Raw genomic sequence first — 25,674 nt, forward strand, 5'->3', positions numbered from 1 at the left:
CGCTCTCCCTGCCCTGTAGGGAGGCATCGACAAGGGATTACCCATGCTGCATCCGCGCGCCAATGCCATGTTGGCCTTTGCTTTGCCTGCGCTGATTATCGGTTCCGCTTCCAGTCTGGTGCTGCTGCTGGTGATGAAAGTCGCCGCCGCGCTGCAGCAATTACTGTGGGTGACGCTGCCCGATGCGCTGAGCCTGGATGCCCAGTCGCCCTGGTGGCCGGTCGCGATGCTGACGCTGACCGGCGTGGCGGTGGGCCTTATCGTGCGCTATATGCCGGGCCACGCCGGGCCGGACCCGGCGACGGAATCGCTGATCGGCATGCCGCTGCCGCTCTCCGCCCTGCCGGGGCTGGGGTTGGCGCTGATCGTCGGCCTGGCCGGCGGCGTCAGCCTGGGGCCGGAGAACCCGATCACCGCCATCAATATCGCGCTGGTAGCGGCCGCCGGTGCACGCCTGCTGCCGAAGGTGCCGCGCATGGACTGGATCATCCTGGCGGCCGCGGGCACCATCGGCGCGATGTTCGGCACGCCGGTCGCCGCCGCGCTGATCTTCTCGCAAACCCTGGCGGGCAATAACGAAACGCCGCTGTGGGATCGCCTGTTCGCCCCGCTGGTGGCCGCCGCCGCCGGCGCGGTCACCACCCAGATGTTCTTCGTGCCCAATTTCGCCCTGCAGCTCGACGCCTACGACGTGACGCGGCTGCCGGACATCTTCAGCGGCGCCATCGTGGCGCTGATCGCCATCGCGCTCGGCATGGTGGCGCTGTGGTGCTTCCCGCACGTTCACCGCCTGTTCCATTCGATGAAGAATCCGGTGTTGATGTTAGGGCTGGGGGGTTTTGTGCTGGGCCTGCTGGCGCTGGTGGGCGGAGAGATTACCCTGTTCAAAGGGCTGGATGAAATGAAGCGCCTCGCGCAAGACGACGGCTATTCGGTGCCGGCGCTGTTGGCCATTACCCTGACCAAGCTGGCGGCGCTGGTGATCGCCGCCGCCAGCGGCTTTCGCGGCGGGCGCATCTTCCCGGCGGTGTTCGTCGGCGTGGCGCTGGGGCTGATGCTGCACCAGCACGTTCCGGCGGTGCCGGCGGCGATCACCGTCTCCTGCGCCATCATGGGGCTGGTGCTAGTGGTGACGCGCGACGGCTGGCTCAGCCTGTTCATGGCGGTGGCGGTGGTGCCGGATCTGCACCTGCTGCCGGTCTTGTGCATCGTGATGCTGCCCGCCTGGCTGGCGCTGGCGGGCAAACCGCTGATGCTGGTGAACCGCCGGCAACCGCCGCACGACGATTAGGCCAGCGCGAACGCCGCGGCGGCGCGGGCGTGGATCGCGGTGGTGTCGAACACCGGCACCGAGGCATCCTGCTCGCTCACCAACAACCCTATCTCGGTGCAGCCGAAAATAATCCCCTGCGCGCCCTGCTGCTCCAGATCGCTGATGATCCGGCGATACTCGTCGCGCGAGGCGTCGCGAATTTTACCGAGGCACAGTTCGTCATAGATGATGCGGTGTACGATGTCGCGATCGGCGCTGACCGGCGTCACCACCTCAATGCCGTGCAATTCCTGCAGGCGGCCACGGTAGAAGGTCTGCTCCATGGTAAAGCGCGTGCCCAGCAGCCCGACGCGGCGAATGTTTTTTTCCCGCACCTGCAGCGCCGTGGCGTCGGCGATGTGGATCAGCGGCAGGCCGCTGGCCTGCTCGACCGCCTCCGCCACCTTGTGCATGGTGTTGGTGCAGATCACGATGGCTTCGGCGCCGGCGGCGCGCAACGCCACCGCGGCGGCGGCCAGCAATCGGCCGGCGCCGTCCCAATCGCCCTGGTGCTGCAAGCGCTCGATCTCCTGAAAATCGACGCTGTAGAGCACGATTTTGGCCGAATGCAGCCCGCCGAGGCGCGCCTTTACCTGCTCGTTGATGGTGCGGTAATACGGAATGGTGGATTCCCAGCTCATGCCACCCAGCAAGCCCAACACTTTCATTTTTCTTTCCTCAGCCTGTTGCGACAATCCTCTGACCTTACCTGAGAATCGCCGGGCTGACGACGCCTTATTCAGCGCCGGAATTGATCGGCTGGCGCGCTTCGAACCAGCGCTGGCGCAGCGTGTCGTACAGCCAGTTATAGGCCATGGTGTACGGCAGGAAGAACAGGAAGAAACCGATCTCCAGCATAAAGGCCTGCAATACGGAAATATTCAGCATCCAGGCGGCGATCGGCACGCCGATCAGGATAAAACCGGCTTCAAAGCCGACGGCGTGCAGCACACGCATCTTCAGGTTGCGGACGACCCGGCTGACCGGCCACAGACGGTCGAACACCGTGTTGTAAACCATATTCCAGACCATGGCGATGGTCGCCAAGGCCACCGCCAATGCGCCGATTTGCACCATCGAACGATTAAGCAGCCATGCCCCCAGCGGAGAAACGATCATCACGGCAATCACCTCGAAACCGACGGCGTGGACGATACGTTCAATGAGAGACTTGTTTTGCAGTTGCATACATCACCTTTTTTCCGACAGTTGTTGCGAAAGTCAGGTGATTATCATCGCTTTTTTGGGTAGATTAAAAATAGATACCATCGATAAAGTAGATAGTTTATGCACTATTCCCCGGAAGCGCTGCACGCGTTTGTCGAAGCCGCCGCCCTCGGCTCGTTTTCCGCCGCCGCGCGCAAGCTGCGCAAAAGCCAATCCACCATCAGCACCGCCATCGCCAATCTGGAGGCCGACCTGGCATTGACGCTGTTCGATCGCAGCGCGCGCCAGCCGGTGCTCACCGCCGCCGGCCGCAAAGTGCTGGGGCATGTGCAGGCGATCCTCGCCGCCAGCGAGCGGCTCGACGCCCTGAGCATTCAACTGGCGGGCGACGTCGAACCGCGCCTGAGCATGGTGTTCTCCGATACCTATCAACCCAAGCATCACGATCAATTGATGCAACAATTCGAACTGCGTTACCCGGAGATTGAGCTGGAGTGGATGATCGCCGAAGATGGCGACGTTATCGATCTGCTGCAAAGCGGCCGCGCGCATTTGGGCATGGTGGAAGTGCAAAAAAGCTACCCGCCGGATATCGCCTTCTCTCGTTTGCCGGAACAAACCGACATGGGGCTGTTCGTCGCCCACCAGCATCCGCTGGCGCAGGCCGCCGCGCCGACGCCGGAGCAGTTGTCCAGCACCCGACAGCTGATCCTGAACACCTACACCGGCGCCGAAGCGGCCAGACAAGGCGGCCTGGTTTGGTCGGCGCCCAGCTATCTGCTGCTGCTGGAGATGGCGGAACAGGGGTTCGGCTGGGCGGTGTTGCCGCACTGGCTGGTGCAACAATACGGCCACAATATGCTGACCGAGCTGCGGCCGCGCGGCTGGCCGAAAATGATCTCGGTGGATGCGGTATGGTCAAAACTGACCCCGCCGGGCCCGGCGGGGTTCTGGGTGCTGAAGCGCCTGCTGGGCGATTCCCTGCCTTAAGCGGCGGCGTTGCGCGCCTGGATGGCGCGCGAAACGGTGTCGAGCAGCTCGGGAATGTCCATCTTCGGCAGCATCACTTCAATGAAGGCCAGCCGATCGCCGTCGGCTACCTCGCGCAGCGCCTGGCGCAAGCCGTCCGAATCGCTGACCCGCAGCGCCTTCACCGGCCGCTCGCCGGCCAGCGCAGGCGGCAACTGCGTCCAGTTCCAGCGCGCGATGTCGTTATAACGTTGCTCCGGCCCGTGGATGGCGCGCTCGACGGTATATCCCTGATTATTCAGCACGAAGATCACCGGTTTAAGCTCGTCGCGCAACATCGAACCCAGCTCCTGCACGGTCAGCTGCGCGGCGCCGTCGCCAATCAGCAGCACTGCCCGGCGCTGCGGTTCGGCGGTCTGCACGCCGAACGTCGCCGGCAGGGTATAGCCGATCGATCCCCAGAGCGACTGCACGATCAACCGACAGCCGCGCGGCAACGTCAGCGCCGCCGCACCGAAACAAGCGGTGCCCTGATCGGCCAGCACGATATCCCCGGGCCGCAGGAAATCCTGCATCTGCCGCCAGAAGGCGTGCTGATCCAGCCCTTCCCCATCGCCTTCCGGCAGCGCCGGGCGGACGATCGGCGGCAACGGCCAACGCGACGCCAGCGACAGGCTCAGGCGATGTAGCGCCCGCACCGCGTCGCGCATCGGAATGCGGCTAAAGCGCTGCCGCCCGACCCAGGCTTCGAACGGCTGAATGTCGATGCATTTTTCCACCGGCAGATGATGCGTGAAACCGGCGGTAATGGTGTCGGTCAAACGCACGCCGACGTTGATCACCACATCGGCGTTTTCGATAAGCTGTTTCACCGCCGGATCGCTGGCACCGCCGCAGTAGGTACCGACAAAACCGGCGCGGTTCTCATCCAGCACGCCTTTGCCGAGCAGCAGCGTAGCGTGCGGAATGTCGACCTCCTGCAGCCACTCGTCCAGCGCCGCTTCGGCGCCGAAGCGATCGGCCAGGAAGTCCGCCAGCAGCGATACCCGCCGCGCCGACAGCAGCTTTTCGCGCGCCGCGGCGATAAACGCCTGCAATGCGCTGCGCGACAGTTTGGCCTGGCGCAGCATCAGCGGCGCCGGTTTACTCGGCAGCGGCGCCTGCGCGACGTCGCTGGGCAACATCAGGTAAACCGGGCGATGCTCCAGCAAGGCGGCGCAGATCAGGCGGTCGATCTCCTCTGCGGCGTTGTCGGCGGTCAGGTCGGCCTGCGCGACGGTTACCTCTTTGGCTATGCGGGCGAAGTGGGTGAAGTCGCCATCCCCCAGCGAATGGTGCAGCAAATCACCGGCGCGCTGAGCGCGCTGCGCCGGCGTGCCGACCACGTGGATCACCGGCAGGTATTCGGCGTAGCTGCCGGCCACCCCGTTCAACGCACTCAGCTCGCCGACGCCAAAGGTGGTGAGCAGCGCGGCCGCCGGTTTGCAGCGCGCATAGCCGTCGGCGGCGTAGGCGGCGTTCAGCTCGTTGGCGCAGCCTACCCAGGTGATTTGCGGATGGGCGAGGACGTGATCGAGGAATTGCAGGTTGTAATCCCCCGGCACGCCGAAGAAATGACGGATGCCGATTTGGGCCAGACGATCGAGCAGATAATCGGCCACCGTATAGGTCTGAGTCATGATCATCACCTGTCTGCAGCTGGAGCGATTACCTTTAAGTATCGAAGATGCTGTTCAAATTTCGAACAAGGATTCCTGCATCGATCGGCAACCTGGCGTTACATGCCGACGCTGTGATCGCTCCCCCGACAGCGCGGTGTGAAAGCGTATACACTCAAAGCACTTCACCTCTCGCCGACAAGGATAACTATGTCCTACCCCGCCTCCCCCTCACGTTATCAAGACATGGAATACCGGCGCTGCGGCCGCAGCGGGCTGAAGCTGCCCGCCGTCTCGCTCGGACTGTGGCACAATTTCGGCGACGCCACGCTGTACGACAACGCCCGCGGCCTGATCCGCTGCGCCTTCGATCGCGGCATTACCCATTTCGATCTGGCCAATAACTACGGCCCGCCGCCCGGCGCCGCCGAGGAGAACTTTGGCCGCATACTCAACGCCGATCTGCGGGCCTGGCGCGATGAGCTGATCGTCTCATCCAAAGCCGGTTACACCATGTGGCCCGGCCCCTACGGTGATTGGGGCTCGAAAAAGTACCTGGTCGCCAGCCTCGATCAGAGCCTGAGGCGCATGGGGCTGGAGTATGTGGATATCTTTTATCATCATCGGCCGGATCCGGACACGCCGCTGGAAGAAACCATGGCGGCGCTGGATTTGTTGGTGCGCCAGGGCAAAGCGCTGTATGTCGGCCTGTCCAACTACCCGGCCGAGCGCGCGCGGCAGGCATTCGACATTCTGCAGCGGCTCGGCACGCCGTGCGTGATCCACCAGCCGAAGTATTCGATGTTGGAACGCGGGCCGGAGACGGCGCTGCTGGATACGCTGGCGGAGCATGGCGTCGGCTCGATCGCCTTCTCGCCGCTGGCGGGCGGCCTGCTGACCGACCGCTACCTGCACGGCGTTCCGCAAGATTCCCGCGCCGCCAGCGGCAGCCGCTTCCTGCAGCCGGAGCAGTTGACCGCCGAGCGGCTGGACAAGGTGCGCCGCCTCGATGCGCTGGCGCGGCAACGCGGGCAGAAGCTGTCGCAAATGGCGCTGGCCTGGGTGCTGCGCGGCGATCGCGTTACCTCGGTGCTGATCGGCGCCAGCAAGAATGCGCAGATAGAAGACGCGGTGGGCATGCTGGCCAATCGCCACTTCAGTGACGAAGAACTCGCGCAGATCGAGAAAATCTTATTGTAATCGCTTACAAATTCCGCCGCTCAATCGAGCGGCGATCCCCCAGAAAAATCTCAAATCTTGGCCTTCGTCGCCGTTTTCAGAGTGGCTCTCAGATTCAACCCTATGCGCCGGCGCTATGATGCCGATATTGCAGCAAAAATAACGATAAGGCCGCTTTTTTAAACTGATGAACGCGCTTCATAAAGTGACAAACGGCCAGGCCGCGCAAGCGGAAAGGAGAAGTCATGTTTAAACCTCTGCTCTTGGCCGCCATCTTGGCGGCGACGGTACTGCCCGCCGCACAGCAGGCGCACGCCGAAGGGATCAGCATCGATCTGATGCCGGGCGTTTCACTGCGCATCGGCGATCGGGACAATCGCGGCCGTTACTGGGACGGTTACGACTGGCGCGATCGCGACTGGTGGCAAGGCCATCAGGGGCGCTATCTCGGCGACCGCAGCCGCCGCGGTTACTACTGGGACGGCTATCGCTGGCGCGACCGCGACTACTGGCGCAAACACTATTACTATCATGAAGGACGCTATCGTAAATACGACAGGCATTACGATAAGCACCACTGGAAGAAAGAGAAAAAGCACCACCACGATCATGACCGCGATCGCTGGCGCCGCCACGGCGATGACGACCGCGATTAACGACGACGGGCCGGCGCAATGCCGGCCCGCGCTATTTTCGCCTACAGCACGCTGCCGATCAGCAGGTAGCCGTTCAATCCCACCACCACCAGCACGATCAGCTTGCCCAGGTTTTGCACCACAGGACCGTTGACCATCTCCCCCATCAGCGCCCGATTGCCGGTGAAAGCCAGCAGCGGCACCAGTGCCAGCGCAATGCCGAAGCTGAGCAGCACCTGGCTCAGCACCAGAATGCGCGTGGCGTCCATCCCCAGCATGATGACGATAAACGACGGCAGCATGGTCACCGCACGCCGCAGCCACAGCGGAATATGGAAATGCACGAACCCCTGCATCACCACCTGCCCCGCCAGCGTGCCCACCACGGTAGAGGAGAGGCCGGCGGCCACCAGGCTCAGGCCAAACACGGTGGCGGCGGCTTGCCCGAGCAGCGGTTGCAGCGTCAGGTAGGCCACGTCGAGATCGGCGATGCCGCTGTGGCCGCTGAAATGAAACGCGGCGGCGGCGGTGGCCATCATCGCCAGATTAACAAAACCGGCAATGGTCATGGCCACGGCGACGTCGACTTTGGTGGCGGCATAGCGCTCCGCCTTGTCGTGCTCGCCGCCGATTTGGGTGAGCGAGGAATGCAGGTAGATCACGTGCGGCATGATGGTGGCGCCCAATACCCCGGCGGCCAGAAATACCGCATCGCCGTTGGGCAGATCGGGCAGCGCCATGCCCTTCAGCAGCGGCGCAAGCTGCGGCTGAGAGAACGCCAGCTCGACGATGTAAGCGGCGGCGACGAACAGCAGCAGGCCACCAATCACCAGCTCTAGCGGCTTTTGCCCGCGCTTTTGCAGCATCAGAATTAAAAAGGTGGCGATGCCGGTCAGCACGGCGCCCTGCAGCAGGGAAACGCCGAGCAGCAGCTTGAAGCCGATCGCCGCGCCGATAAACTCGGCCAGATCGGTCGCCATGGCGATGATCTCCGCCTGCACCCAATAGGCCCACACCGCCGGCCGCGGAAAGCGATCGCGAATGTGCTCGGCCAGATTTTTCCCGGTGGCGATGCCCAGCTTGGCGGACAACAGCTGGATCAGCATCGCCATCACGTTGGCCCAAACCACCACCCACAGCAGGCTGTAGCCGAACGAGGCGCCGGCCTGGATGTTGGTGGCGAAGTTACCGGGATCGATATAGCCGATAGCGGCGATGAAGGCAGGCCCCATCAGCGAGAGTTTGATTTTTCTGGCGGAGCGACCGGAGGTGGTTTCAACCACGCGACTGTTCAGCATATGTTGAACCCTTACTGAAATTACGTTTATCTCCACTCTATATAAATGATAATAATTATCAAGCGCATTTAGAGCGGTAAAACTTATCTCTGTAATAGCCAACATTAACGGTTTTATCGAAGGGTTCAGCGCGGAGCTTGCCGATTTCCGTGCTTTTCTGATGGGATTTTGGCTGCAATACCCCTGAAAGACAGGTTAGCACAAGAATACGAATTTCCTATTGCCGATTTAACGTCTTGATTTTTTATGCTTTTGCGCAACACTTTAGGAGAACTCCCGCTATGATTTTCCATATTTGCAATAGAAGTCTCGTTTTTAAACGTAGCGTTACATAAAATGACAGCCGAAATTCAGCCTGCCTCAAATTTGGAGCAAACATGTCCCATATTGCGCACTTTGCGTTGGCGATAGTGGTGGTGGCGATCCTGGCCCTGTTGGTGTGCCGCGATCGCAAAAGCATCCGCATTCGCTATGTTATTCAATTACTGGTTATCGAAGTACTGCTGGCCTACTTTTTCCTGCATTCGGAAGCGGGTTTGGGCTTCGTAAAAGGATTCGCCGCGCTGTTTGACAAACTGCTCGGGTTTGCGGGACAAGGGACTGATTTCGTGTTCGGCGGCATGGGCGACAAAGGCCTGGCATTCTTCTTCCTGAAGGTGCTGTGCCCGATCGTCTTCATTTCGGCGCTGATCGGTATTCTGCAGTACATCAAGGTGCTGCCGTTCATCATCCGCATTATCGGTACCGTGCTGTCGAAAGTGAACGGCATGGGCAAGCTGGAGTCATTCAACGCCGTCAGTTCGCTGATCCTCGGCCAATCCGAAAACTTCATCGCCTACAAGGATATCCTGGGCAAGATGTCGGAAAAGCGCATGTACACCATGGCGGCGACCGCGATGTCTACGGTGTCCATGTCCATCGTCGGCGCCTACATGACCATGCTGGACGCCAAGTTCGTGGTGGCGGCGCTGGTATTGAACATGTTCAGCACCTTTATCGTGCTGTCGCTGGTCAACCCGTACGACACCAATAAAGAAGAAGAGCTGCACCTCGGCAACCTGCACGAAGGCCAGAGCTTCTTCGAAATGCTGGGTGAATATATCCTGGCCGGCTTCAAAGTAGCGATTATCGTTGCCGCGATGCTGATCGGCTTCATCGCCCTGATCGCCGCGCTCAACGGTGTGTTCAGCGCCATCTTCGGCCTGAGCTTCCAGGAAATCCTCGGCTACTTCTTCTATCCGTTCGCCTGGATCATGGGCATTCCTAAGCACGAAGCCCTGCAGGTTGGCAGCATCATGGCCACCAAGCTGGTTTCCAACGAGTTCGTGGCAATGATGGAGCTGCAGAAAGTGTCTGCCGAACTGTCGCCACGCAGCCTGGGGATCCTGTCGGTGTTCCTGGTGTCCTTCGCCAACTTCTCTTCCATCGGTATCGTGGCCGGTGCGATCAAGGGCCTGAACGAACATCAGGGCAACGTGGTGTCGCGCTTTGGCCTGAAGCTGGTGTACGGCTCTACGCTGGTCAGCATCCTGTCCGCTTCGATCGCAGGCCTGGTGCTGGGCTAAGTTCAGCGTCGCCACAAACATACAAAGGCGCCTGCGGGCGCCTTTTTTATGCCGGTATCCTGACCGCCTACAATGGCGCATGCTGACAGAAAATAAGCATTCGCCGCTCGGTTAAACTTCCCCCAATAATAATGCTTCTGCATAAAATGGAATGGCTGTGACAACACTCTGCTTAGTCAACGCAGGCCGATTTTTGTCCGTATAACAGAACGCCTTTGACACGCCATAGGGCGCGGCATTTAACTGCGCAAGCGCCATGGAACAAACAATCAGTTAATAATCAGCGTTAACAGCGTTGTGATCTCCTCCGCAACAGCAGGTGAGGCATTGTAGTAGGAGTCCACACTTTCAACGACGACTATCTTTTTATTGTCATCACTCACTGTCCAGCATGGAATCACTGACCTGGCATCTTCAGAAGAGACGCCACATGAGCTAATTGAAAATATCGAACTGGACATTACGTCGATTTTACTTCTTGATAAATAAGCATCAATGTTTAAATTCCGCACCAATACCTCTGCCGATTGGGGGAAATGAACATCCATGCCAACCCTGATAACACGTCCATCGACAGAGGGTACGAGCGATATATTAAACTCATTTTCAGAAATCCATATGGGCTGTGTTAAATGGCCGATGGCGTCTGACAGATAAAAGTCTTTAAAAATCGTTTTAGCCTCGACATCTACGGCCTCGAAAGAACTCATCTCATTGATTTTAAAATCATTTGTAAACTTAACCACGATATCATACAGATGTTTCTTTTCGTCAACAAAAATCACACCGCCTTCAATACTACCTAATCCACCAATATTTTTATTTCTGAAAACATTCACGCTCGTGAAAAACGCCAATTCATCACTAAAATATGAAAATATTTCAGCCACGTTAAGTAAAATAGAGTCATAACTCACGAAGATAAATTTATTCTTATAATCAAGGAAAGGCGGCAATACAATTGACTCTTCATCGCCACAGTTTTTCACTTCATAGGGTAAATTATACTGCTCATACAATTTTATCAGCCGGTTGAGTTCCGCACGTTCAACCACGCGTACCATTCTTTCTTTGCGGCCAAACTCACCGCTAGAGGCCAAAATAAATTTTTCCCATATCCATTGAGACTGAGCCGCAAATCGGCTCAGGCGCATATTATCTTCATGAACGCTTCGCCATAAACAATGGTTACCCAAAGAGGTCTTAAACTCATCGTAATCCATCTCATCGAGAAAAAAATCAACGGAGATCCCTTTCCTCGCACAGGCCAAGGCCGTCATCACCGCCGTTACCCCGCCACCACCAACAATTGCGATATTTTTATTTTTTTTCATGGATAACCTCATCCAACGATGGTGAAACAATGACAATAGTTTCATCAAGAAAACAATATCAATGTCAACACATACCCATCATCAACATTAATTAGCACATTAACAATCACAATATTAATCAGAGGATCAAACTATTAGGATTGCTTAAATTCAGGATACACACTCAAACCAATAGCATAAAAAACTATAAATATAGAATTTAACTCTAAAAATAGCACTTTTTATGATCTTTACCACTGAATAACTTTTTTTCATATAGACTAAATTTCGTTAACAAATAGCGGTCGGAGAAAAATCATCTGACAGCATTAAAAACCAGTAAAAACGATAATTGCAGTTTTCAAATTCAAACTAACACACATTTTTAAGCATCAATCACCTGAAAAAGGGAGTTTTATCGCGTATTCAAGAACCATAGGGATTGATTTAAAAAACTATGATTTACATACAGTTATAAAAGGATAGAGAATATGAAATTACGCACACAGAGAACCATGCTGTTAGCTGGAGCATATCTAGTCATATCGTCTACATCATACGCTGCAGACGGTACTATAAACTTTACCGGCACGGTGACCGACCAAACCTGCACGGTTGAGGCGGGCAGCGCCAACCAGACAATCCCAATGGGCAATGTCAGCGCCAAAGCGTTTAGAAGCATTGGCGATACAGCGCTACCGACAAAATTCAATATCGCCTTACTCAGCTGTCCGGACACGGTCAAAAAAGCGTCTATCAAGTTCGATGGCATTTACGCAGATGGCAACACAACTCTGCTGTCGCTCAATAAAGAAACTAACGCCGCTACAGGCATCGGCGTTGCGCTCTATGAGGCCGATGGCACAACGCAAATCCCGGTTGCGTCATTCTCTAATGCGCAAAGCGTGCAAAAAGACATCAGGAACGTCTTTACTTATGTCGCAAAATATATGTCTACATCCGGCACGGTTACCGTCGGCCCGGCAAATGCCACGACACAATTCAGCATCTCATATAATTAATAAAGCCCTCTTATCTGGCCGGTAACAACGCCGGCCAGATAATTAAAATCGCCACGGGAATAACGATGATTAAAAAAAGAATCCTTTGCTTTCTGCTATTATTTTCTTTTAATACTGTCGCCAGCGTAACCCTGGGAGGAACGCGAGTCATTTATGAGGAAAATAAAAAAGAATCGAATATTTCAGTAAGCAATCAAGACAGCAACTCACCGGTACTCATCCAAGCCTGGGCAGAAAATTTTCGGGCCGAGGATAGCAGTGAAGTCCCATTCATTGTTACCCCGCCATTGTTCAGACTGGAGCCGGAGCAGGATAATATTATTAGAATCATCCATTCTGGCGGCGTTTTGCCACAGCATGAAGAAAAAGTATATTGGCTTAGCGTAAGATCGATACCTTCAACCAAAAGAACCAAGGAAAACAAACTCCTTATCACAGTACAAAACAGAATAAAAATAATCTATCGCCCCAGTTCTTTATCAAAGAAAGAGGCAGGTGACGCATACAAAAAAATAAAATTCTCTCGAGAAAAAAACATGTTGGTTGTGAGTAACCCAACGCCATTTTATGTCTCTTTTTACTCTCTCGCTGTAGGTGAAAAAGAGCTTAAAGAAGCCGACATGATCGCACCAAAAAGCAAAAAACAATGGGCTATGCCAAACGGAATACGCAGCACTGTAATAAAATGGCAAGCCATCAACGACTATGGAGGCGTGACAGAGGAAATAAAAGCATCGTTATAACAATATGTAAAGGGATGCAAAAATGACTATGCCAAGTATCGCCAACAACAAAAAGTCGGTGCTGTTTTTCTGTTTTTTATCCTCACCGGTTGCACTGGCAGAGGACTACTTTGAGCCTTCTGCATTAAACAGAAATTATCAAAACGTGGCTGACTTGTCCCATTTCAACAATCCGAGCGATCAATTGCCTGGTGAGTATTGGGTGGATATCTATCTAAACAACGCTTTTTTCGCTAATCAAAAAGTGGAGTTTTTTCACGTTGCCGGTGCTTTACAACCTCGCATCCATCGAAACGATCTTGAAAATTTCGGCATCCAATTTGACGCATTAAAGGCAACGACGAGCGAAAACAGTCTAACCGATCATCCCATCAATGAGATTATTCCGGGCAGCTATGCAAAGTTTGATTTCAATCGCCAAAGATTAGATTTAAATATTCCTCAGGCTTATCTTAAAAACCAGCCGCGGGACTGGGTAAACCCGACGCTTTGGGATGACGGCATAAACGCCTTCCTGATGGATTACAGCTTCAGCGGCACCGAATCATGGCAAAATGGGAATGCAAAAACGGGTGATAATCAATATTTGAACCTGCGCAGCGGCGCAAACTTCGGCGCCTGGCGCTTGAGAAACTATTCCACCTACTCAAGCCAAAACAGCACCAAATGGAAAAGCATCAATTCCTATGCTGAGCGCGGTCTTAGAGACAGTAAAAGCACCTTGATCGTGGGTGACAGTTCAACTTCTGGCGACGTCTTTGACAGCTTTCAATTTCGCGGCCTGAAACTCGCGAGCGATCCCTCCATGATCCCTGACAGCCAGCGGGGCTTCGCCCCCACGGTGCGAGGCGTCGCGCAAAGCAATGCCGAAGTCATTGTGAAGCAAAATGGCTACATCATTTATCAAACTCACGTGCCCGCAGGAAGTTTTGAAATAACCGATATTTACCCCACCACCTCCAGCGGTGGGCTGCAAGTAATCATCAAAGAGGCAGATGGCTCAGAACGCAGCTTCTTTCAACCCTTTTCCGCAGTGCCCATCATGCTGCGAGAAGGCATGAAAAAAAATGAATTAACGCTAGGCGAGTACCGTGCCGCGCAACGCGATAAATCTAAATATAAATTTCTTCAACAGTCATTAATTTATGGTCTTAGAGACGATAAAACGCTCTATGGGGGCGTAATCATCTCAGAAAAACACCAGGGAATTTCTTCCGGCATCGGCAGCAGCTTGAAAAAGTTCGGATCATTTTCAGCCGATGTCACCCATACCAAAAGCCGGCTCATTACGGGCACTTCCCGTTCAGGGCAACAATATCGGCTCCAGTACGCAAAAAACCTTGAAACTACGGGTACAAACTTCACGCTTGCAGGATATCGATATTCAACATCAGGCTATTTAAATTTTTCTGAATTTAGTGACATGAATACCAATCTTGAGAAAAAGTGGCTGGCGCGTGACATAAAAAGAAGCAAGCTGGTTCTCAATATTAATCAGCCCCTTCACGATTTCGGTAGTTTCTACCTCAACGGTTATCAACAGAACTACTGGCATAACAGCAGCGTTGAGAAGAATTTTCTGCTTGGGTTCTCAACCAGCCAGCGTGGTATTAGCTACAATCTTGCTTTGAGTTACAATAGCGGCCCTTATACGGATAAACCCGACAAGATTGCCACTCTTAACGTTCAGATCCCGCTGAACAAATGGCAATCGAACAGCTGGGCTAACTACACCGCCAGCAAGAACAGCAAGGGCAAGTTCAATCAGCAATTAGGTGTGAGCGGAACGGCTCTGGAAAATAACCAGCTCAGTTATAACGTCTCGGCTTCCCACAGCAGCATCAGATCCGGACCATCCGGCAACGGCTCCGCCTATTATCGCGGCGGGTATGGCGAGGTCGGGGCCGGATACAGCTTTGATCAAAATATGCAGCGGGTTAATTACAGCCTACGCGGCGGCGCCATCGCCCATGGCGACGGCATTACATTATCGCAATCGCTGGGGGATACCGTGGCTTTAGTTAAGGTACCCAATGCCCACAATATTGAAGTGATTAACAGTGTCGGCGTCAAAACTGACTCTCGAGGCTATGCGGTAGTACCTTACATCAGCAGTTATCATAAGAATCGGATTGCCTTAAACCCGCAAAGCTTTGGCGATGACGTTGAAATAGCAAAGAACAGCAAGATTGTTATCCCGACAAAAGGCGCTGTTGTATCCGCTCACTTTAAATCTAACATCGGCAATAGAATTATCTTAAAGCTGCAACACAATACCAACGCAATCCCTTTCGGCGCTGTCGCTACGCTGCAAGGTGAAGACAAAACGACAGGGATCGTAGGAAATGATAATAGCGTTTATATGAGCGGTATGCCGAATTCAGGAACGGTGTTGGTTCATTGGGAGGGGAAGCAACGCTGCCAAGGCAGTTATGCCATTACAGCTAAAGAGACTGAGTCAAAAATAAAAATACTCAATATGATATGTAAATAGCATTGAATTATTGATAAACGCACATAGCATAATATGCAGGATCTTTCCTGCTAAATGTCGACCAACTGGCAATGAGCTAAACATTAGGCAACCAAGGCATGTTTGTAATTAAACAGCACAGCGTAGAGGAACGACATGATAAAAGCAGTCGTAATTATTTACATACTGGTGTTCGCATCTGCTCTGTTAATATTATCAAATATAAACACTGACTGGTTTTGCGATGAATCCTGCAATCCCATTGAAGACAAAAAAAATGATGCACACGAGCCCAATCGAAGCTTCATGTCAGGCGAACCTTTGTTATCTTCATCACGGCATGGTAAACACTTCATTAGCGGTTGAAAGGAAAAAGACAATGATAGGAAGGAAATCACTAGATAAAGCAAAAATAATATTGCATGGGATTATTTCGCTTGCTCTGGTATTTTTATACTCCGCGAAAACTTATGCCGGAGATGAAGATTGCCGGGCAATGTATCATATACCGCCATATATTAGCCAGAGTCCGATCATTGTTCCGGCAGATGCGTCAAACGGGGCAGTTCTGGGGCAAGGCGAATTGGATTTTTCCGTTAAGGTACTGTCAAATGGCGAAGCGATTTTCGGATACGGACATTTCGTGGTACAACCGTTCACCTACCTGACCTCAACCGGTTTTAAACACAATGGCATCCCCGTCTATAAAACCTCCTGGGAAGGCATTGGCATTGCAATGTCATTAAATAACCATGCCGGTATTCCAGAGTTTTCTGGACCGGACCCAACGCCGCCTTATTATATACTTTCGGCAAATTTTAAATACTATCTCGTAAAAATCGGAGATATTAAACCGGGTGTGATGCCGCAATTTGAGCCATTCCTGATGAACTATGCGTGTTTGCGGATCGCCGGTAGAGCCTTTAGACTCGGTCATCCAAAGTTTCCCGCTACCAACGTCTCAGTGGAAGGTTGCCGATTAACCACGCCAATCAAATACGTCCATTTGGGAGAAGTGAATAGAAAAGAATTCTCCGGTATTGGAAGTACCGCTGGCGAAACGCCGTTCGATATTACTTTAGAATGTAACTCAGATGCCAAAGTAGACCTGGAAATCAGAGGGCAAACGGTGAGTGGCAACAACCAGGTATTGGCAATTAATCATACTGACAATGCGGCCAAAGGCGTCGGGTTGCAGATTCTGCGCAACGGTGCCCCATTTGATTTAGGCAACAAAATTAATGCATTAGATACAACGCTGCTCGGCCAGAATTCCCTTTCATTTCTGGCAAGGTTTTACCAAACGGAGGCGAACATAACGCCGGGAGACGTGAGCGCCATCGCCCAGTTCACCGTATCCTATCGCTAGTTTTGGTGAGCTGTCGGCATAACGCCGATCTATTGGAAAGCCAGAGTCATACAACCTGTGGCTTTCCAAACGTCAGGCGGGCATTCGCCGCATGCACAGTGCAAAAAGCAAAAAGCCGACCCTGAGGTCGGCTTTTTAAATGGTGGTGGAGCTAGACGGGATCGAACCGTCGACCTCTTGCATGCCATGCAAGCGCTCTCCCAGCTGAGCTATAGCCCCACAAAAGTGGTACGCTTTGACCGGCGTTACGGTATTCCCCAACCTCTCTGAGAAGAAGGTTGGTGGAGCTAGACGGGATCGAACCGTCGACCTCTTGCATGCCATGCAAGCGCTCTCCCAGCTGAGCTATAGCCCCGTTCCACAATCACTTTGTGCTGTGAACGGGGCGCATAATATGAAACCCGCTCTAAGCTGTCAACGGCTAAATTGAATTACTGAATCAAGCGTTGAAAAAGCCGCCAAATCAGCGCGTTTGCTACGAAATATTGCTCGTTTCGGGCAAAAATGCAGCGCCTGCGCCAACTCTACTTAACCAGGTACATACCTTCGCTGGCCGGGCGGCTGAGCTTGAAGCCAAACTTTTCATACAGCGACGGCACGTCGGCCATCAGGGTGATATAAGCACCCTGCGGTGCGGCCCGTTCCAGATAGGCCATAATATGGCTCATGATCTGGCGCCCCAATCCTTTCCCCTGGTGTTCGGGATCGACCGCCACATCAACAATCTCGAAATTCAGCCCGCCATCCCCCACCACACGCCCCATGCCGACACCAGCCCCGACAACGTGATTTGCACGCCGTACAGGCTGTTGGGCAACGCACGTTCGGCGCCCGCACGCGGCCGCGCAGACAGGCCGGCAACCTGCCGCAGCCGCATAAAATCGTCCACCGGCGCCACTTGCTGTTTCACGCTATACAAGATGCCTCCTTAATATTTCTCACCGTTTGCTTTCGCCCATTGAGTGTAGGCGGAAAAAAAGCCCCGGGATCGCTCCACGGGGCTTTTCTTTAAGGCGTATCGGCGAATCAGGCTTGCGCTTCGCGCTCGGCGATGTAAGCCAGCGCCATGTCGATGCGCTGCAGCGAACGCTTCTGGCCGATCGCATGCACGGTCACGTCCATGCCCGGCGACTGACCGGCGCCGGTCACCGCAACGCGCAGCGGCATGCCGACTTTACCCATGCCGACACCCAGCTCATCCGCCGTGCCCTGAATGGCGTCGTGCACGTTTTCCGGCGTCCAGGCGGTGATGGCGGCCAGCTTGGCGCGCACCGCTTCCAGCGGCTGACGCGCCACCGGGCGCAGGTGCTTCTTGGCGGCGTCTGCATCGAACTCGCTGAAGTCTTCATAGAAGTAGCGGCAGGACTCCGCCATCTCTTTCAGCGTTTTGCAACGCTCGCCCAGCAGCTTGACGATGTCTTTCAGTTCCGGGCCGTTGCGGGTTTCAAGGCCCAGTTGCTCAACGTGCCACGCCAGATGCACCGCCACTTCTTCCGCCGGCATATGGTTGATGTAGTGGTGGTTCAGCCACTGCAGCTTCTCGGTGTTGAACGCGCTGGCGGATTTGTTGATCGCTTCCAGCGTGAAGAACTCTTTCATCTCATCGATGGAGAAGATCTCCTGATCGCCGTGGGACCAGCCCAGACGCACCAGGTAGTTCAGCAGCGCCTGCGGCAGATAGCCGTCGTCGCGGTACTGCATAACGCCCACGGCGCCGTGACGCTTGGACAGCTTTTTACCGTCGTCGCCGAGGATCATCGACACGTGTGCGTATTCCGGCACCGGCGCGCCCAGCGCTTTGAGAATGTTGATCTGGCGCGGGGTGTTGTTGATATGGTCTTCGCCGCGGATCACGTGGGTGATTTCCATGTCCCAGTCATCGACGACGACGCAGAAGTTATAGGTTGGCGAACCATCGGTACGGCGGATGATCAGATCGTCCAGCTCCTGGTTGCTGAATTCGATCGGGCCGCGAATTTTGTCGTCGAAGATCACCGAGCCTTCCTGCGGGTTGCGGAAGCGCACCACGTGCGGCTCGTCGTCGGTGTGGCTGCACTGGCTGTCGCGGCAGTGGCCGTCGTAGCGCGGCTTCTCGCCGTTTTCCATCTGCTTCTCGCGCAGCGCTTCCAGACGTTCCTTGGAGCAATAGCATTTATAGGCAGTGCCCTGCTCCAGCATCTCGTCGATGACCGCGTTGTAACGATCGAAACGCTTGGTCTGGAAATACGGGCCTTCATCCCAATCCAGGTTCAACCAGTTCATGCCATCCATAATTGCGTCGATCGCGTCCTGGGTGGAGCGTTCCAGATCGGTATCTTCGATACGCAGAACGAACTCACCGCCCGCATGGCGGCTGAACAACCAGGAATAAAGTGCGGTACGCGCGCCGCCGACGTGAAGATAGCCGGTCGGGCTCGGTGCAAAACGGGTTTTGATTTTCATTGGGTTCACTGCCTTATTACGCAACGCGTGTCGGCGGTTGCCGACGATTGCTCGGAATTGAAAAAAAGAGTGGACGACATTGTATCACCACGCGCTAATTCCTCAACGCCGACACGATATTGCGCCGGTCGATTTCGCGCGTTTTGCGGCGAGTTTCGCATAGCGTTGCGCAAAGAATCGGCGCCGTTGGCGATAATTATCGCGCCCTGCCTAAATTTGCGGCGAACGATTGAAATCATTTTAAAAACCGTTGACTCACTTTGAACTATCCCTATAATGCGACTCCAACAAGACGGGGCGATTAGCTCAGTTGGTAGAGCATCTCCTTTACACGGAGGGGGTCGGCGGTTCGAGCCCGTCATCGCCCACCATCTTGTTGAGAAAAATGAGAACGAATGAGGGTGATTAGCTCAGTTGGTAGAGCATCTCCTTTACACGGAGGGGGTCGGCGGTTCGAGCCCGTCATCACCCACCATCATTCTCTCGTTTAGCAGTACCTGGAAGTCCTGAAGTGGGTGATTAGCTCAGTTGGTAGAGCATCTCCTTTACACGGAGGGGGTCGGCGGTTCGAGCCCGTCATCACCCACCACTTCTGCGGGTCGTTAGCTCAGTTGGTAGAGCAGTTGACTTTTAATCAATTGGTCGCAGGTTCGAATCCTGCACGACCCACCAATTCAGAAAAAAGCGCCTTTTGGCGCTTTTTTCGTTTCTGCCGCTCGATATCCCTTTCTTCTTCATTCACCACACGCTGAGATACGAATGGTTATCATTTTGCCGGCTTGGATGGTAAATTAGCGGGCATCCACCACGCAGCCAATCCGCCGCCGGATTGATAAGCCTTAGTTCAAGGAAAGAAAGAGCCCGCTCATGACCCTATCCTTACGCCAGCTGTTCATTGCATTTATCGCCACTTCCAGCCTGCTGCTCAGCGGCTGCGGCCCGGACGACCAGAGCGACGGGCAGAAACCGTCCGCCCCCGCTGCCGACAGCAGTTGGCCGCGCACCATCGACAGCGTCAAAGGGAAATTCACGCTGGAAAAACCGCCGCAGCGCATCGTGTCCACCAGCGTCACCATCACCGGCACGCTGCTGGCTATCGACGCCCCGGTGGTCGCCAGCGCCGCCACCAGCCCAAATCCCCTGGTGGCCGATAAGCAAGGCTTCTTTACCCAGTGGAGCGAAGTGGCCAAACAGCGCCACGTCGAACGGCTGTACCAGGTGGAGCCCAATGCCGAAGCCGTCGCCGCCGCCGCACCGGATTTGATCGTCGTCGCCGCCACCGGCGGTGATTCGGCGTTGAAGCTGTATGACCAGCTGTCCGCCATTGCGCCGACGCTGGTGCTCGACTATGGCGACAAGAGCTGGCAGCAGCTGGCCAGCGAGCTCGGCGAGATCACCGGCCATGAAGCCGGCGCCAAACAGGCGGAGGATCGTTTCGAACAGCGCGTGGAGCAAGTGAAGCAGGCGATCGCGCTGCCGCCGCAGCCGACCACTCCGCTGGTGTATGCCGACAACGGCCGCGAGGCCATGCTGTGGACGCCGGGTTCCGCCCAGGGCAAGCTGCTGACGCAGCTCGGCTTCCAGCTGGCCACCCCGCCGGAAAGCGCCAAAGGCAACACCAGCATGGGTAAACGCCATGACATCATCCAGATCTCCGGCGAAAAAATGGCCGAGGGCCTGAACGGCAAAACGCTGATCCTGTTCGCCACCAACGAGCGCAAAGTGCAAGAGGTGCTGACCAACCCGTTCCTCAAACATCTGGAGCCGGTGGAACAGCGGCACGTCTATGCCGTCGGCAACGACACCTTCCGCCTCGATTACTACAGCGCCACCAACATGCTGAACCAAATCGAACGGCTGTTCAAAAAGCCCTGAACCACGCCGTCGGCGGGTCAGCCTCCTGCCGACGTTTGCCATAAACAGGGCAACCGTTCACATTCAATCAATTGAAATATCAATAGTTATTAACATCGTCAACGCACCTGCGCCACCAACCGGCGGGTGCATGCGGGCGTAAACTCGTGCTACTATTGGCACCCCGCATGAACGCAAATAACAATGAGAATAAAAATCATACAGGAGTTACCGGTGTGAACGTACCCACTCCGACTGAGCGGACGCTTTCGTCCGCACCGCACGCAGCTTACGCCAGTGGCTTCAAACGCATCGCCGGGTTCGGTATCGGCTTGGCGCTGTTGCTGCTGTGTATCATTGCCAGCCTGATGCTGGGTTCCAAAGCCATCCCCTTCCACACCGTCTGGCTCAGCCTGCAGGGCGCCGCGAGCGGTTCCGACAGCACCATCATTCTCAACGCCCGGGTGCCCCGTACGCTGGCGGGCATCTTGGCCGGCATGGCGCTCGGCGCCGCCGGCGCGCTGATTCAGGCCTTGACGCGCAATCCGTTGGCCGATCCCGGCGTGCTCGGCATCAACGCCGGCGCCAGCTTCGCCGTGGTCATCGGCATCATGTTTTTCGGCGCCGCCACCACCGAAAGCTATATGGCCTACGCCTTTGTCGGTGCCGCCCTCACCACTCTGCTGGTCTACCTGATCGGCACGCTGGCGGGCGGGCGCATCAACCCGGTGCGGCTGACCCTGGCCGGCGTGGCGATCGGCGCGGTGCTGCTCGGCATCACCACCGGGCTGTCGCTGATCGATCCGCAAACCTTCGATCAACTGCGCTTCTGGCAGGCCGGCACGCTGGATATCCGCACGCTGTCCACGCTGCCGGTCACCGCCCCCGCCATTTTGCTCGGCTGCCTGCTGACGCTGCTCATCGCCCGGCCGCTGAATACCATCGGCATGGGGGAAGATCTGGCTATCGCGCTCGGCGCGCGCGTGGTGCTGACTCAGGTCATCGCGGTGATCGCCATCACGCTGCTGTGCGGCGCGGCAACCGCCACCGTCGGCCCAATTAGCTTTATCGGCCTGATGGTGCCGCACATCGCCCGCTGGTGGGTCGGCCCCGACCAGCGCTGGATCCTGCCCTACTCCATGCTGCTGGCGCCGATTTTACTGCTGTGCGCCGACGTGGTCGGCCGTCTGCTGGCGGCCGGTGAGCTGCGGGTTTCCATCGTGGCGGCCTTCATCGGCGCGCCGGTGCTGATCTGGCTGGTGCGCCGCAAGAAAACGCTGGGGGGGCTGTGATGAGTCTGCCCCACACGTTGCATATCGGCCGCCCGGACGGCGTCATCAACTGGCGCATGCCGCTGCGCCTGCTGCTGGTCAACCTTTCGCTGCTGGCGTTGTGCCTGGCGATGGCCGTTGCCGCGCTGTGCTACGGCACGCTGCAGCTCTCGCTGGAGCAGGTCTTTGCCGCGCTCAGCGGCGAGGCGCCGAAAAATCTGGTCACCGTGGTTACCCAATGGCGCTTGCCGCGTATCGCCATGGCGCTGCTGTTAGGCGCCGCGCTCGGCATGAGCGGCGCCATTTTCCAGTCGATTATCCGCAACCCGCTCGGCAGCCCGGACGTGATTGGCTTTAACATGGGGGCTTACACCGGCGCGCTGATCGCCATCACCCTGTTCAACGGCGGCTATTACTACATCGCCGGCGGCGCGCTGGCCGGCGGCATTCTCGCCGCGCTGGCCATCTACCTGCTGGCCTGGCGGCAAGGCATCGCCGGCTTCCGGCTGATCATCGTCGGCATCGCCATCAGCGCGGTATTGGTCTCCACCAATACCTGGCTGATCATCACCGCCTCGCTGGAGCGCGCCATGGACGCCGCCATGTGGCAGGCCGGTTCGCTCAACGGCATGACCTGGCAGAAAGCCCAACCCGCCACGGCGTTCATCGTGCTGGCGGCCGCGGCCGCGCTGCTGATGAGCAAACGGCTGCAGCTGCTGGAAATGGGCGACGATACGGCGCGCGCGCTGGGCGTGAACGCCGAAGGCAGCCGGCTGTGGCTGATGCTGTTCGGCGTCACCCTCACCGCCGCCGTCACCGCCACCGCCGGGCCGATTTCCTTTATCGCGCTGGCGGCGCCGCAGATCGCCCGCCGCCTGGCCGGCCAATCCTCGGTCACCCTGACGTCCTCGGCGCTGATGGGTGCGGCGCTGCTGCTCGGCGCCGACGTAGTGTCCCAACATCTTTTCGCACCGATCCAACTGCCGGTCGGGGTCGTGACCGTCTGCATCGGCGGCCTGTACCTGATTTGGCTGCTCATCCGTGAGGCCCGCAGATAATGAAGAATGACAATGCCATGAGCCACCGCCTGCACGCCTCGCATCTGAAGCTGGGCTACGACAATAAAATCATCGCTGACGATCTGAGCGTGGCGATCCCCGACGGCGCCTTCACGGTGATCGTCGGGCCGAACGCCTGCGGCAAATCGACACTGCTGCGCGCCCTGTGCCGCCTGCTGAAACCCAGCGCCGGCGAGGTGATGCTGGACGGCAAGAACATCAGCAGCTTCGCCACCAAGGCGCTGGCGCGCGAGCTTGGGCTGCTGCCGCAAACCTCGATCGCACCGGACAGCATTACCGTGGCGGATCTGGTGTCGCGCGGCCGCTACCCGCACCAGAGCCTGCTGAAACAGTGGACGCAAGCCGACAAACAGGCGGTGGAAGCCGCCATGGCGGCCACCAACGTCGGCCAGCTGGCGGACCGCAGCGTCGACGAGCTGTCCGGCGGGCAGCGCCAGCGCGTCTGGGTGGCGATGGCGTTGGCGCAGCAAACGCCGCTGCTGCTGCTGGATGAACCGACCACCTATCTGGACATCGCGCATCAGATCGAGCTGCTGGATCTGTTCCGCCAGCTCAACCGCGAGCACGGCCAAACCCTCATCGCGGTGCTGCACGATCTCAACCACGCCTGCCGCTATGCCGATCACATCATCGCTATGCGCGACGGCAAGATCGTGGCGGAGGGGAAACCGGCGGAGATCATCACCGCCGAGCTGGTGGAACGGGTATTCGGCATGCCGTGCATGATCATCGACGATCCGCTGTCCCACACGCCGCTGGTGATCCCGCGCGGCCGCTACCACTGCGACACGCCGCAGGCATGAAAAAGGCCGGGTTAGCCCGGCCTTCGTTTATCCATGACTAGGGAGCCAACAGCGCCCGCAATCCGTCGAGCAAACCGCCGCGCCAGCAGACGGCATCATGCCCGCCGGCGAACACGCGATAATCGACCCGATGCCCCGCCTCCACCAGCGCCCGATGCATTTGGCGATTGACCTGATGAATATCCCTCTCCCCTTCACCGGCTTCCTGAAAGACGCGCAGCGGCGTCGCGGCGCACAAGCCCCGCCGCACCTGTTCAGTCAACCAGCCGACGTCGGCGTCATACTCCTCAGCCGGGTTAATCATCGCTTCAATATGCGGCCACCAGAAAGAACCCGACTGGGTCAATACGCAGCCGAAACGCTGCGGCCAATGCAACCCGGCATACAACGCCGCCAACCCGCCGTAACTCTGCCCCGCCACCACCGTGCGCTGCGGATCGTCGCTGTAAGGCGCACGCTCCGCCACCTGCGGCAGCAGCTCCTCTTGCACCGCCCGCCAGAAAGCCGCATTGCAGGCCAATTCTTCCGCACGCCGCGCCATGTCTATCACGTCGATAAACAGATAAAGCGCCGACGGCAGCCTTCCGTTAAGCGTCTCGGCGTCCAGTGCGGAAAAAATCGGTATGCCATGCAGCCAAAATTGCCCGTCCAGCAGTACGACTAACGGGCGGTCTTCCCCTGCGCCGGTGGCGTACAGCCAGATGTTGCGTCGGTTAGCCAATCGTTCGCTGTGCCAAAAGAAGTGCTGCAAACGCCCAGACGCGGCGGGCAATGCTTGCCCGGCGTCCAACGCCCGCCACGCTGATTGATCCGGCGCCGCCGGCAAATGTATCGCAGACAACGGGAAGCCGCGGCTGCTGCAGTGCGGCGCCACCGGATTGAGCGGATCATGGCGCATCAACGGAAACAACGAACACCACCACTGACGCTGCTGCTGCCGACGCTGAGCCGCATCGCCGGTAAAAGCGGGCGGCAGTTGCGCCGTCTCAATGGGTATAAAACTGTAACTGCCTCGCCAATCTTCGCGAACAGTGAACTGCCACCACCAAATATCGCTACCCGGCCGGCGTTCCAGACTCTGTGGCGAAGGGCTGTGATGGTCGGTCACGCAGTTGATATCGACATACACCTTTTTAATCGGCGAGCGCCGTTCATCGCCCCACGGGTCGCGCCAGAAAAAGGTAACGCGCACCTGCGCTGCGGGCAGCGATTCGACGAGCGGCGTTCCCAACTCCGCGACCTGACGCCACCAATCTTTTCCGCCGAGATCGGGCCTTTGCAGCAGGTTGAGCACCAGGCCATCGGCATGAAGCGAATGCATTTTTCCTTTTTCCCCTGTTCACCGCACCCGGCGTTTTTTGTTTTCTTGAATAATGCAAATGGTATTGAGAATCATTTGTATTTTCAATAAAATGTAACCAATTATAAATCAACGCGCCTGAGGTCAACAAGGCCACTTCGAAGCGTGGCTCTGCAAAACGGTAAGCGATTCGTCCACCGTTCATTTATGGCAAGGAACTGC

At 56.4% G+C, this 25,674-nt stretch carries 20 protein-coding genes, 6 tRNA genes and 1 pseudogene; 17 read left to right on the forward strand and 10 right to left on the reverse strand.

The features are described from left to right. The first annotated feature begins 43 nt into the window (after window positions 1-43). Window positions 44-1,291: an ion channel protein gene (locus ACF8MC_RS11055; protein ID WP_033648113.1), complete on the forward strand. Its 1,248-nt coding sequence runs from the start codon at window positions 44-46 to the stop codon at window positions 1,289-1,291. Here ACF8MC_RS11055 and ACF8MC_RS11060 read toward each other — a convergent pair. Together ACF8MC_RS11060 and ACF8MC_RS11065 are read right to left on the reverse strand one after the other, a co-directional pair. Beyond that, entirely contained in the window at window positions 1,288-1,980 is a 693-nt protein-coding gene (locus ACF8MC_RS11060; protein ID WP_033653701.1) for an aspartate/glutamate racemase family protein, read from the reverse strand. The two genes, ACF8MC_RS11055 and ACF8MC_RS11060, sit on opposite strands and share 4 nt — an antisense overlap. 67 nt (window positions 1,981-2,047) lie before the next feature. Next, window positions 2,048-2,500 carry a multidrug/biocide efflux PACE transporter gene (locus ACF8MC_RS11065; protein WP_164105193.1) on the reverse strand — a complete coding sequence of 151 codons (453 nt, stop codon included), beginning with the start codon at window positions 2,498-2,500 and terminating at the stop codon, window positions 2,048-2,050. A gap of 99 nt (window positions 2,501-2,599) precedes the next feature. On the opposite strand from ACF8MC_RS11065, the gene ACF8MC_RS11070 reads away from it, so the two are divergent. Beyond that, window positions 2,600-3,469, forward strand: a complete 870-nt coding sequence (locus tag ACF8MC_RS11070; protein WP_060452510.1) for a LysR family transcriptional regulator — start codon at window positions 2,600-2,602, stop codon at window positions 3,467-3,469. Here ACF8MC_RS11070 and ACF8MC_RS11075 read toward each other — a convergent pair. Further along, window positions 3,466-5,127, reverse strand: coding sequence for an alpha-keto acid decarboxylase family protein (locus tag ACF8MC_RS11075; RefSeq protein WP_164105192.1), 1,662 nt, complete (start codon window positions 5,125-5,127; stop codon window positions 3,466-3,468). The genes ACF8MC_RS11070 and ACF8MC_RS11075 overlap by 4 nt on opposite strands. Before the next feature lie 189 nt (window positions 5,128-5,316). Here ACF8MC_RS11075 and mgrA point away from each other — a divergent pair, with 189 nt between their 5' ends. Continuing rightward, window positions 5,317-6,306, forward strand: a complete 990-nt coding sequence (mgrA, locus tag ACF8MC_RS11080) for an L-glyceraldehyde 3-phosphate reductase (protein ID WP_060422027.1) — start codon at window positions 5,317-5,319, stop codon at window positions 6,304-6,306. Between the two features lie 224 nt (window positions 6,307-6,530). Then, on the forward strand, window positions 6,531-6,941 hold the full coding sequence (locus ACF8MC_RS11085) for a DUF2502 domain-containing protein (RefSeq protein WP_049195598.1): 411 nt from the start codon (window positions 6,531-6,533) through the stop codon (window positions 6,939-6,941). Between the two features lie 41 nt (window positions 6,942-6,982). On the opposite strand, the gene ACF8MC_RS11090 is transcribed toward ACF8MC_RS11085, so the two are convergent. Further along, window positions 6,983-8,218, reverse strand: coding sequence for an Nramp family divalent metal transporter (locus ACF8MC_RS11090; RefSeq protein ID WP_033635427.1), 1,236 nt, complete (start codon window positions 8,216-8,218; stop codon window positions 6,983-6,985). A gap of 377 nt (window positions 8,219-8,595) precedes the next feature. Between ACF8MC_RS11090 and ACF8MC_RS11095 the strand changes: the two genes are divergently transcribed. After that, a complete protein-coding gene (locus tag ACF8MC_RS11095; protein ID WP_004936373.1) occupies window positions 8,596-9,783 on the forward strand; it encodes a NupC/NupG family nucleoside CNT transporter in 1,188 nt (395 codons plus the stop codon). Window positions 9,784-10,052: 269 nt separating this feature from the next. Here ACF8MC_RS11095 and ACF8MC_RS11100 read toward each other — a convergent pair whose 3' ends face one another. Further along, entirely contained in the window at window positions 10,053-11,117 is a 1,065-nt protein-coding gene (locus ACF8MC_RS11100; RefSeq protein ID WP_060438433.1) for an FAD-binding oxidoreductase, read from the reverse strand. A 470-nt stretch (window positions 11,118-11,587) separates the two neighbouring features. On the opposite strand from ACF8MC_RS11100, the gene ACF8MC_RS11105 reads away from it, so the two are divergent. From ACF8MC_RS11105 to ACF8MC_RS11120, 4 genes are all read left to right on the forward strand, one after another. After that, entirely contained in the window at window positions 11,588-12,118 is a 531-nt protein-coding gene (locus ACF8MC_RS11105) for a fimbrial protein (protein WP_103799107.1), read from the forward strand. Window positions 12,119-12,183: 65 nt separating this feature from the next. Continuing rightward, complete coding sequence (locus ACF8MC_RS11110; RefSeq protein ID WP_164105191.1) at window positions 12,184-12,861, forward strand: molecular chaperone; 678 nt, start codon at window positions 12,184-12,186, stop codon at window positions 12,859-12,861. Between the two features lie 22 nt (window positions 12,862-12,883). Continuing rightward, complete coding sequence (locus ACF8MC_RS11115; protein WP_164105190.1) at window positions 12,884-15,355, forward strand: fimbria/pilus outer membrane usher protein; 2,472 nt, start codon at window positions 12,884-12,886, stop codon at window positions 15,353-15,355. 223 nt (window positions 15,356-15,578) lie between these two features. Next, window positions 15,579-16,703 (forward strand): fimbrial protein, encoded by a 1,125-nt coding sequence (locus tag ACF8MC_RS11120; protein WP_164105189.1) that lies wholly within the window; start codon window positions 15,579-15,581, stop codon window positions 16,701-16,703. Between the two features lie 143 nt (window positions 16,704-16,846). On the opposite strand, the gene ACF8MC_RS11125 is transcribed toward ACF8MC_RS11120, so the two are convergent. The 4 genes and pseudogenes from ACF8MC_RS11125 to gltX all read right to left on the reverse strand — a co-directional run bounded on the left by ACF8MC_RS11125 (window position 16,847) and on the right by gltX (window position 19,145). Further along, a tRNA-Ala gene (locus ACF8MC_RS11125) sits at window positions 16,847-16,922 on the reverse strand. Between the two features lie 60 nt (window positions 16,923-16,982). Then, window positions 16,983-17,058: transfer RNA gene (locus ACF8MC_RS11130), tRNA-Ala, on the reverse strand. Window positions 17,059-17,227: 169 nt separating this feature from the next. Further along, window positions 17,228-17,580: pseudogene (locus ACF8MC_RS11135) on the reverse strand (GNAT family N-acetyltransferase). A 149-nt stretch (window positions 17,581-17,729) separates the two neighbouring features. Continuing rightward, window positions 17,730-19,145 carry a glutamate--tRNA ligase gene (gene gltX / locus ACF8MC_RS11140; protein ID WP_047571089.1) on the reverse strand — a complete coding sequence of 472 codons (1,416 nt, stop codon included), beginning with the start codon at window positions 19,143-19,145 and terminating at the stop codon, window positions 17,730-17,732. A gap of 295 nt (window positions 19,146-19,440) precedes the next feature. Here gltX and ACF8MC_RS11145 point away from each other — a divergent pair. From ACF8MC_RS11145 to ACF8MC_RS11180, 8 genes are all read left to right on the forward strand, one after another. Next, a tRNA-Val gene (locus tag ACF8MC_RS11145) sits at window positions 19,441-19,516 on the forward strand. Window positions 19,517-19,544: 28 nt separating this feature from the next. Continuing rightward, window positions 19,545-19,620: transfer RNA gene (locus ACF8MC_RS11150), tRNA-Val, on the forward strand. A 38-nt stretch (window positions 19,621-19,658) separates the two neighbouring features. Next, window positions 19,659-19,734: transfer RNA gene (locus ACF8MC_RS11155), tRNA-Val, on the forward strand. Between the two features lie 7 nt (window positions 19,735-19,741). Further along, window positions 19,742-19,817, forward strand: a tRNA-Lys gene (locus ACF8MC_RS11160). Between the two features lie 195 nt (window positions 19,818-20,012). Beyond that, a complete protein-coding gene (gene fepB / locus ACF8MC_RS11165) occupies window positions 20,013-21,020 on the forward strand; it encodes a Fe2+-enterobactin ABC transporter substrate-binding protein (RefSeq protein WP_033649828.1) in 1,008 nt (335 codons plus the stop codon). Window positions 21,021-21,235: 215 nt separating this feature from the next. After that, a complete protein-coding gene (gene fepD / locus ACF8MC_RS11170; RefSeq protein WP_033635435.1) occupies window positions 21,236-22,291 on the forward strand; it encodes a Fe(3+)-siderophore ABC transporter permease in 1,056 nt (351 codons plus the stop codon). After that, window positions 22,291-23,328 carry an iron-enterobactin ABC transporter permease gene (fepG, locus tag ACF8MC_RS11175; RefSeq protein WP_039564864.1) on the forward strand — a complete coding sequence of 346 codons (1,038 nt, stop codon included), beginning with the start codon at window positions 22,291-22,293 and terminating at the stop codon, window positions 23,326-23,328. The genes fepD and fepG overlap by 1 nt, the downstream gene beginning before the upstream one ends. 17 nt (window positions 23,329-23,345) lie before the next feature. Further along, a complete protein-coding gene (locus tag ACF8MC_RS11180) occupies window positions 23,346-24,152 on the forward strand; it encodes an ABC transporter ATP-binding protein (RefSeq protein WP_041038072.1) in 807 nt (268 codons plus the stop codon). A 37-nt stretch (window positions 24,153-24,189) separates the two neighbouring features. Here the strand turns inward: ACF8MC_RS11180 and fes are convergent, their stop codons facing one another. Further along, window positions 24,190-25,473: an enterochelin esterase gene (gene fes, locus ACF8MC_RS11185; RefSeq protein ID WP_049213199.1), complete on the reverse strand. Its 1,284-nt coding sequence runs from the start codon at window positions 25,471-25,473 to the stop codon at window positions 24,190-24,192. Window positions 25,474-25,674: the final 201 nt, after the last annotated feature.

This window comes from Serratia sp. LACPHL-BACT-2024-00286 (genome assembly GCF_043109535.1).
Classification (GTDB): domain Bacteria; phylum Pseudomonadota; class Gammaproteobacteria; order Enterobacterales; family Enterobacteriaceae; genus Serratia; species Serratia sarumanii.

What these genes read in the sequence shown, in the direction of transcription:
- ACF8MC_RS11075 (WP_164105192.1), bottom strand. Translation starts at nt 5,127, where the DNA reads ATGACTCAGACCTATACGGTGGCCGATTATCTGCTCGATCGTCTGGCC.
- fepG (WP_039564864.1), top strand. Translation starts at nt 22,291, where the DNA reads ATGAGTCTGCCCCACACGTTGCATATCGGCCGCCCGGACGGCGTCATC.
- ACF8MC_RS11115 (WP_164105190.1), top strand. Translation starts at nt 12,884, where the DNA reads ATGACTATGCCAAGTATCGCCAACAACAAAAAGTCGGTGCTGTTTTTC.
- ACF8MC_RS11100 (WP_060438433.1), bottom strand. Translation starts at nt 11,117, where the DNA reads ATGAAAAAAAATAAAAATATCGCAATTGTTGGTGGTGGCGGGGTAACG.
- fepB (WP_033649828.1), top strand. Translation starts at nt 20,013, where the DNA reads ATGACCCTATCCTTACGCCAGCTGTTCATTGCATTTATCGCCACTTCC.
- ACF8MC_RS11180 (WP_041038072.1), top strand. Translation starts at nt 23,346, where the DNA reads ATGAGCCACCGCCTGCACGCCTCGCATCTGAAGCTGGGCTACGACAAT.
- ACF8MC_RS11120 (WP_164105189.1), top strand. Translation starts at nt 15,579, where the DNA reads ATGAATCCTGCAATCCCATTGAAGACAAAAAAAATGATGCACACGAGC.
- ACF8MC_RS11070 (WP_060452510.1), top strand. Translation starts at nt 2,600, where the DNA reads ATGCACTATTCCCCGGAAGCGCTGCACGCGTTTGTCGAAGCCGCCGCC.
- ACF8MC_RS11110 (WP_164105191.1), top strand. Translation starts at nt 12,184, where the DNA reads ATGATTAAAAAAAGAATCCTTTGCTTTCTGCTATTATTTTCTTTTAAT.
- fes (WP_049213199.1), bottom strand. Translation starts at nt 25,473, where the DNA reads ATGCATTCGCTTCATGCCGATGGCCTGGTGCTCAACCTGCTGCAAAGG.
- ACF8MC_RS11060 (WP_033653701.1), bottom strand. Translation starts at nt 1,980, where the DNA reads ATGAAAGTGTTGGGCTTGCTGGGTGGCATGAGCTGGGAATCCACCATT.
- ACF8MC_RS11085 (WP_049195598.1), top strand. Translation starts at nt 6,531, where the DNA reads ATGTTTAAACCTCTGCTCTTGGCCGCCATCTTGGCGGCGACGGTACTG.
- ACF8MC_RS11055 (WP_033648113.1), top strand. Translation starts at nt 44, where the DNA reads ATGCTGCATCCGCGCGCCAATGCCATGTTGGCCTTTGCTTTGCCTGCG.
- mgrA (WP_060422027.1), top strand. Translation starts at nt 5,317, where the DNA reads ATGTCCTACCCCGCCTCCCCCTCACGTTATCAAGACATGGAATACCGG.
- ACF8MC_RS11090 (WP_033635427.1), bottom strand. Translation starts at nt 8,218, where the DNA reads ATGCTGAACAGTCGCGTGGTTGAAACCACCTCCGGTCGCTCCGCCAGA.
- ACF8MC_RS11065 (WP_164105193.1), bottom strand. Translation starts at nt 2,500, where the DNA reads ATGCAACTGCAAAACAAGTCTCTCATTGAACGTATCGTCCACGCCGTC.
- ACF8MC_RS11105 (WP_103799107.1), top strand. Translation starts at nt 11,588, where the DNA reads ATGAAATTACGCACACAGAGAACCATGCTGTTAGCTGGAGCATATCTA.
- gltX (WP_047571089.1), bottom strand. Translation starts at nt 19,145, where the DNA reads ATGAAAATCAAAACCCGTTTTGCACCGAGCCCGACCGGCTATCTTCAC.
- ACF8MC_RS11095 (WP_004936373.1), top strand. Translation starts at nt 8,596, where the DNA reads ATGTCCCATATTGCGCACTTTGCGTTGGCGATAGTGGTGGTGGCGATC.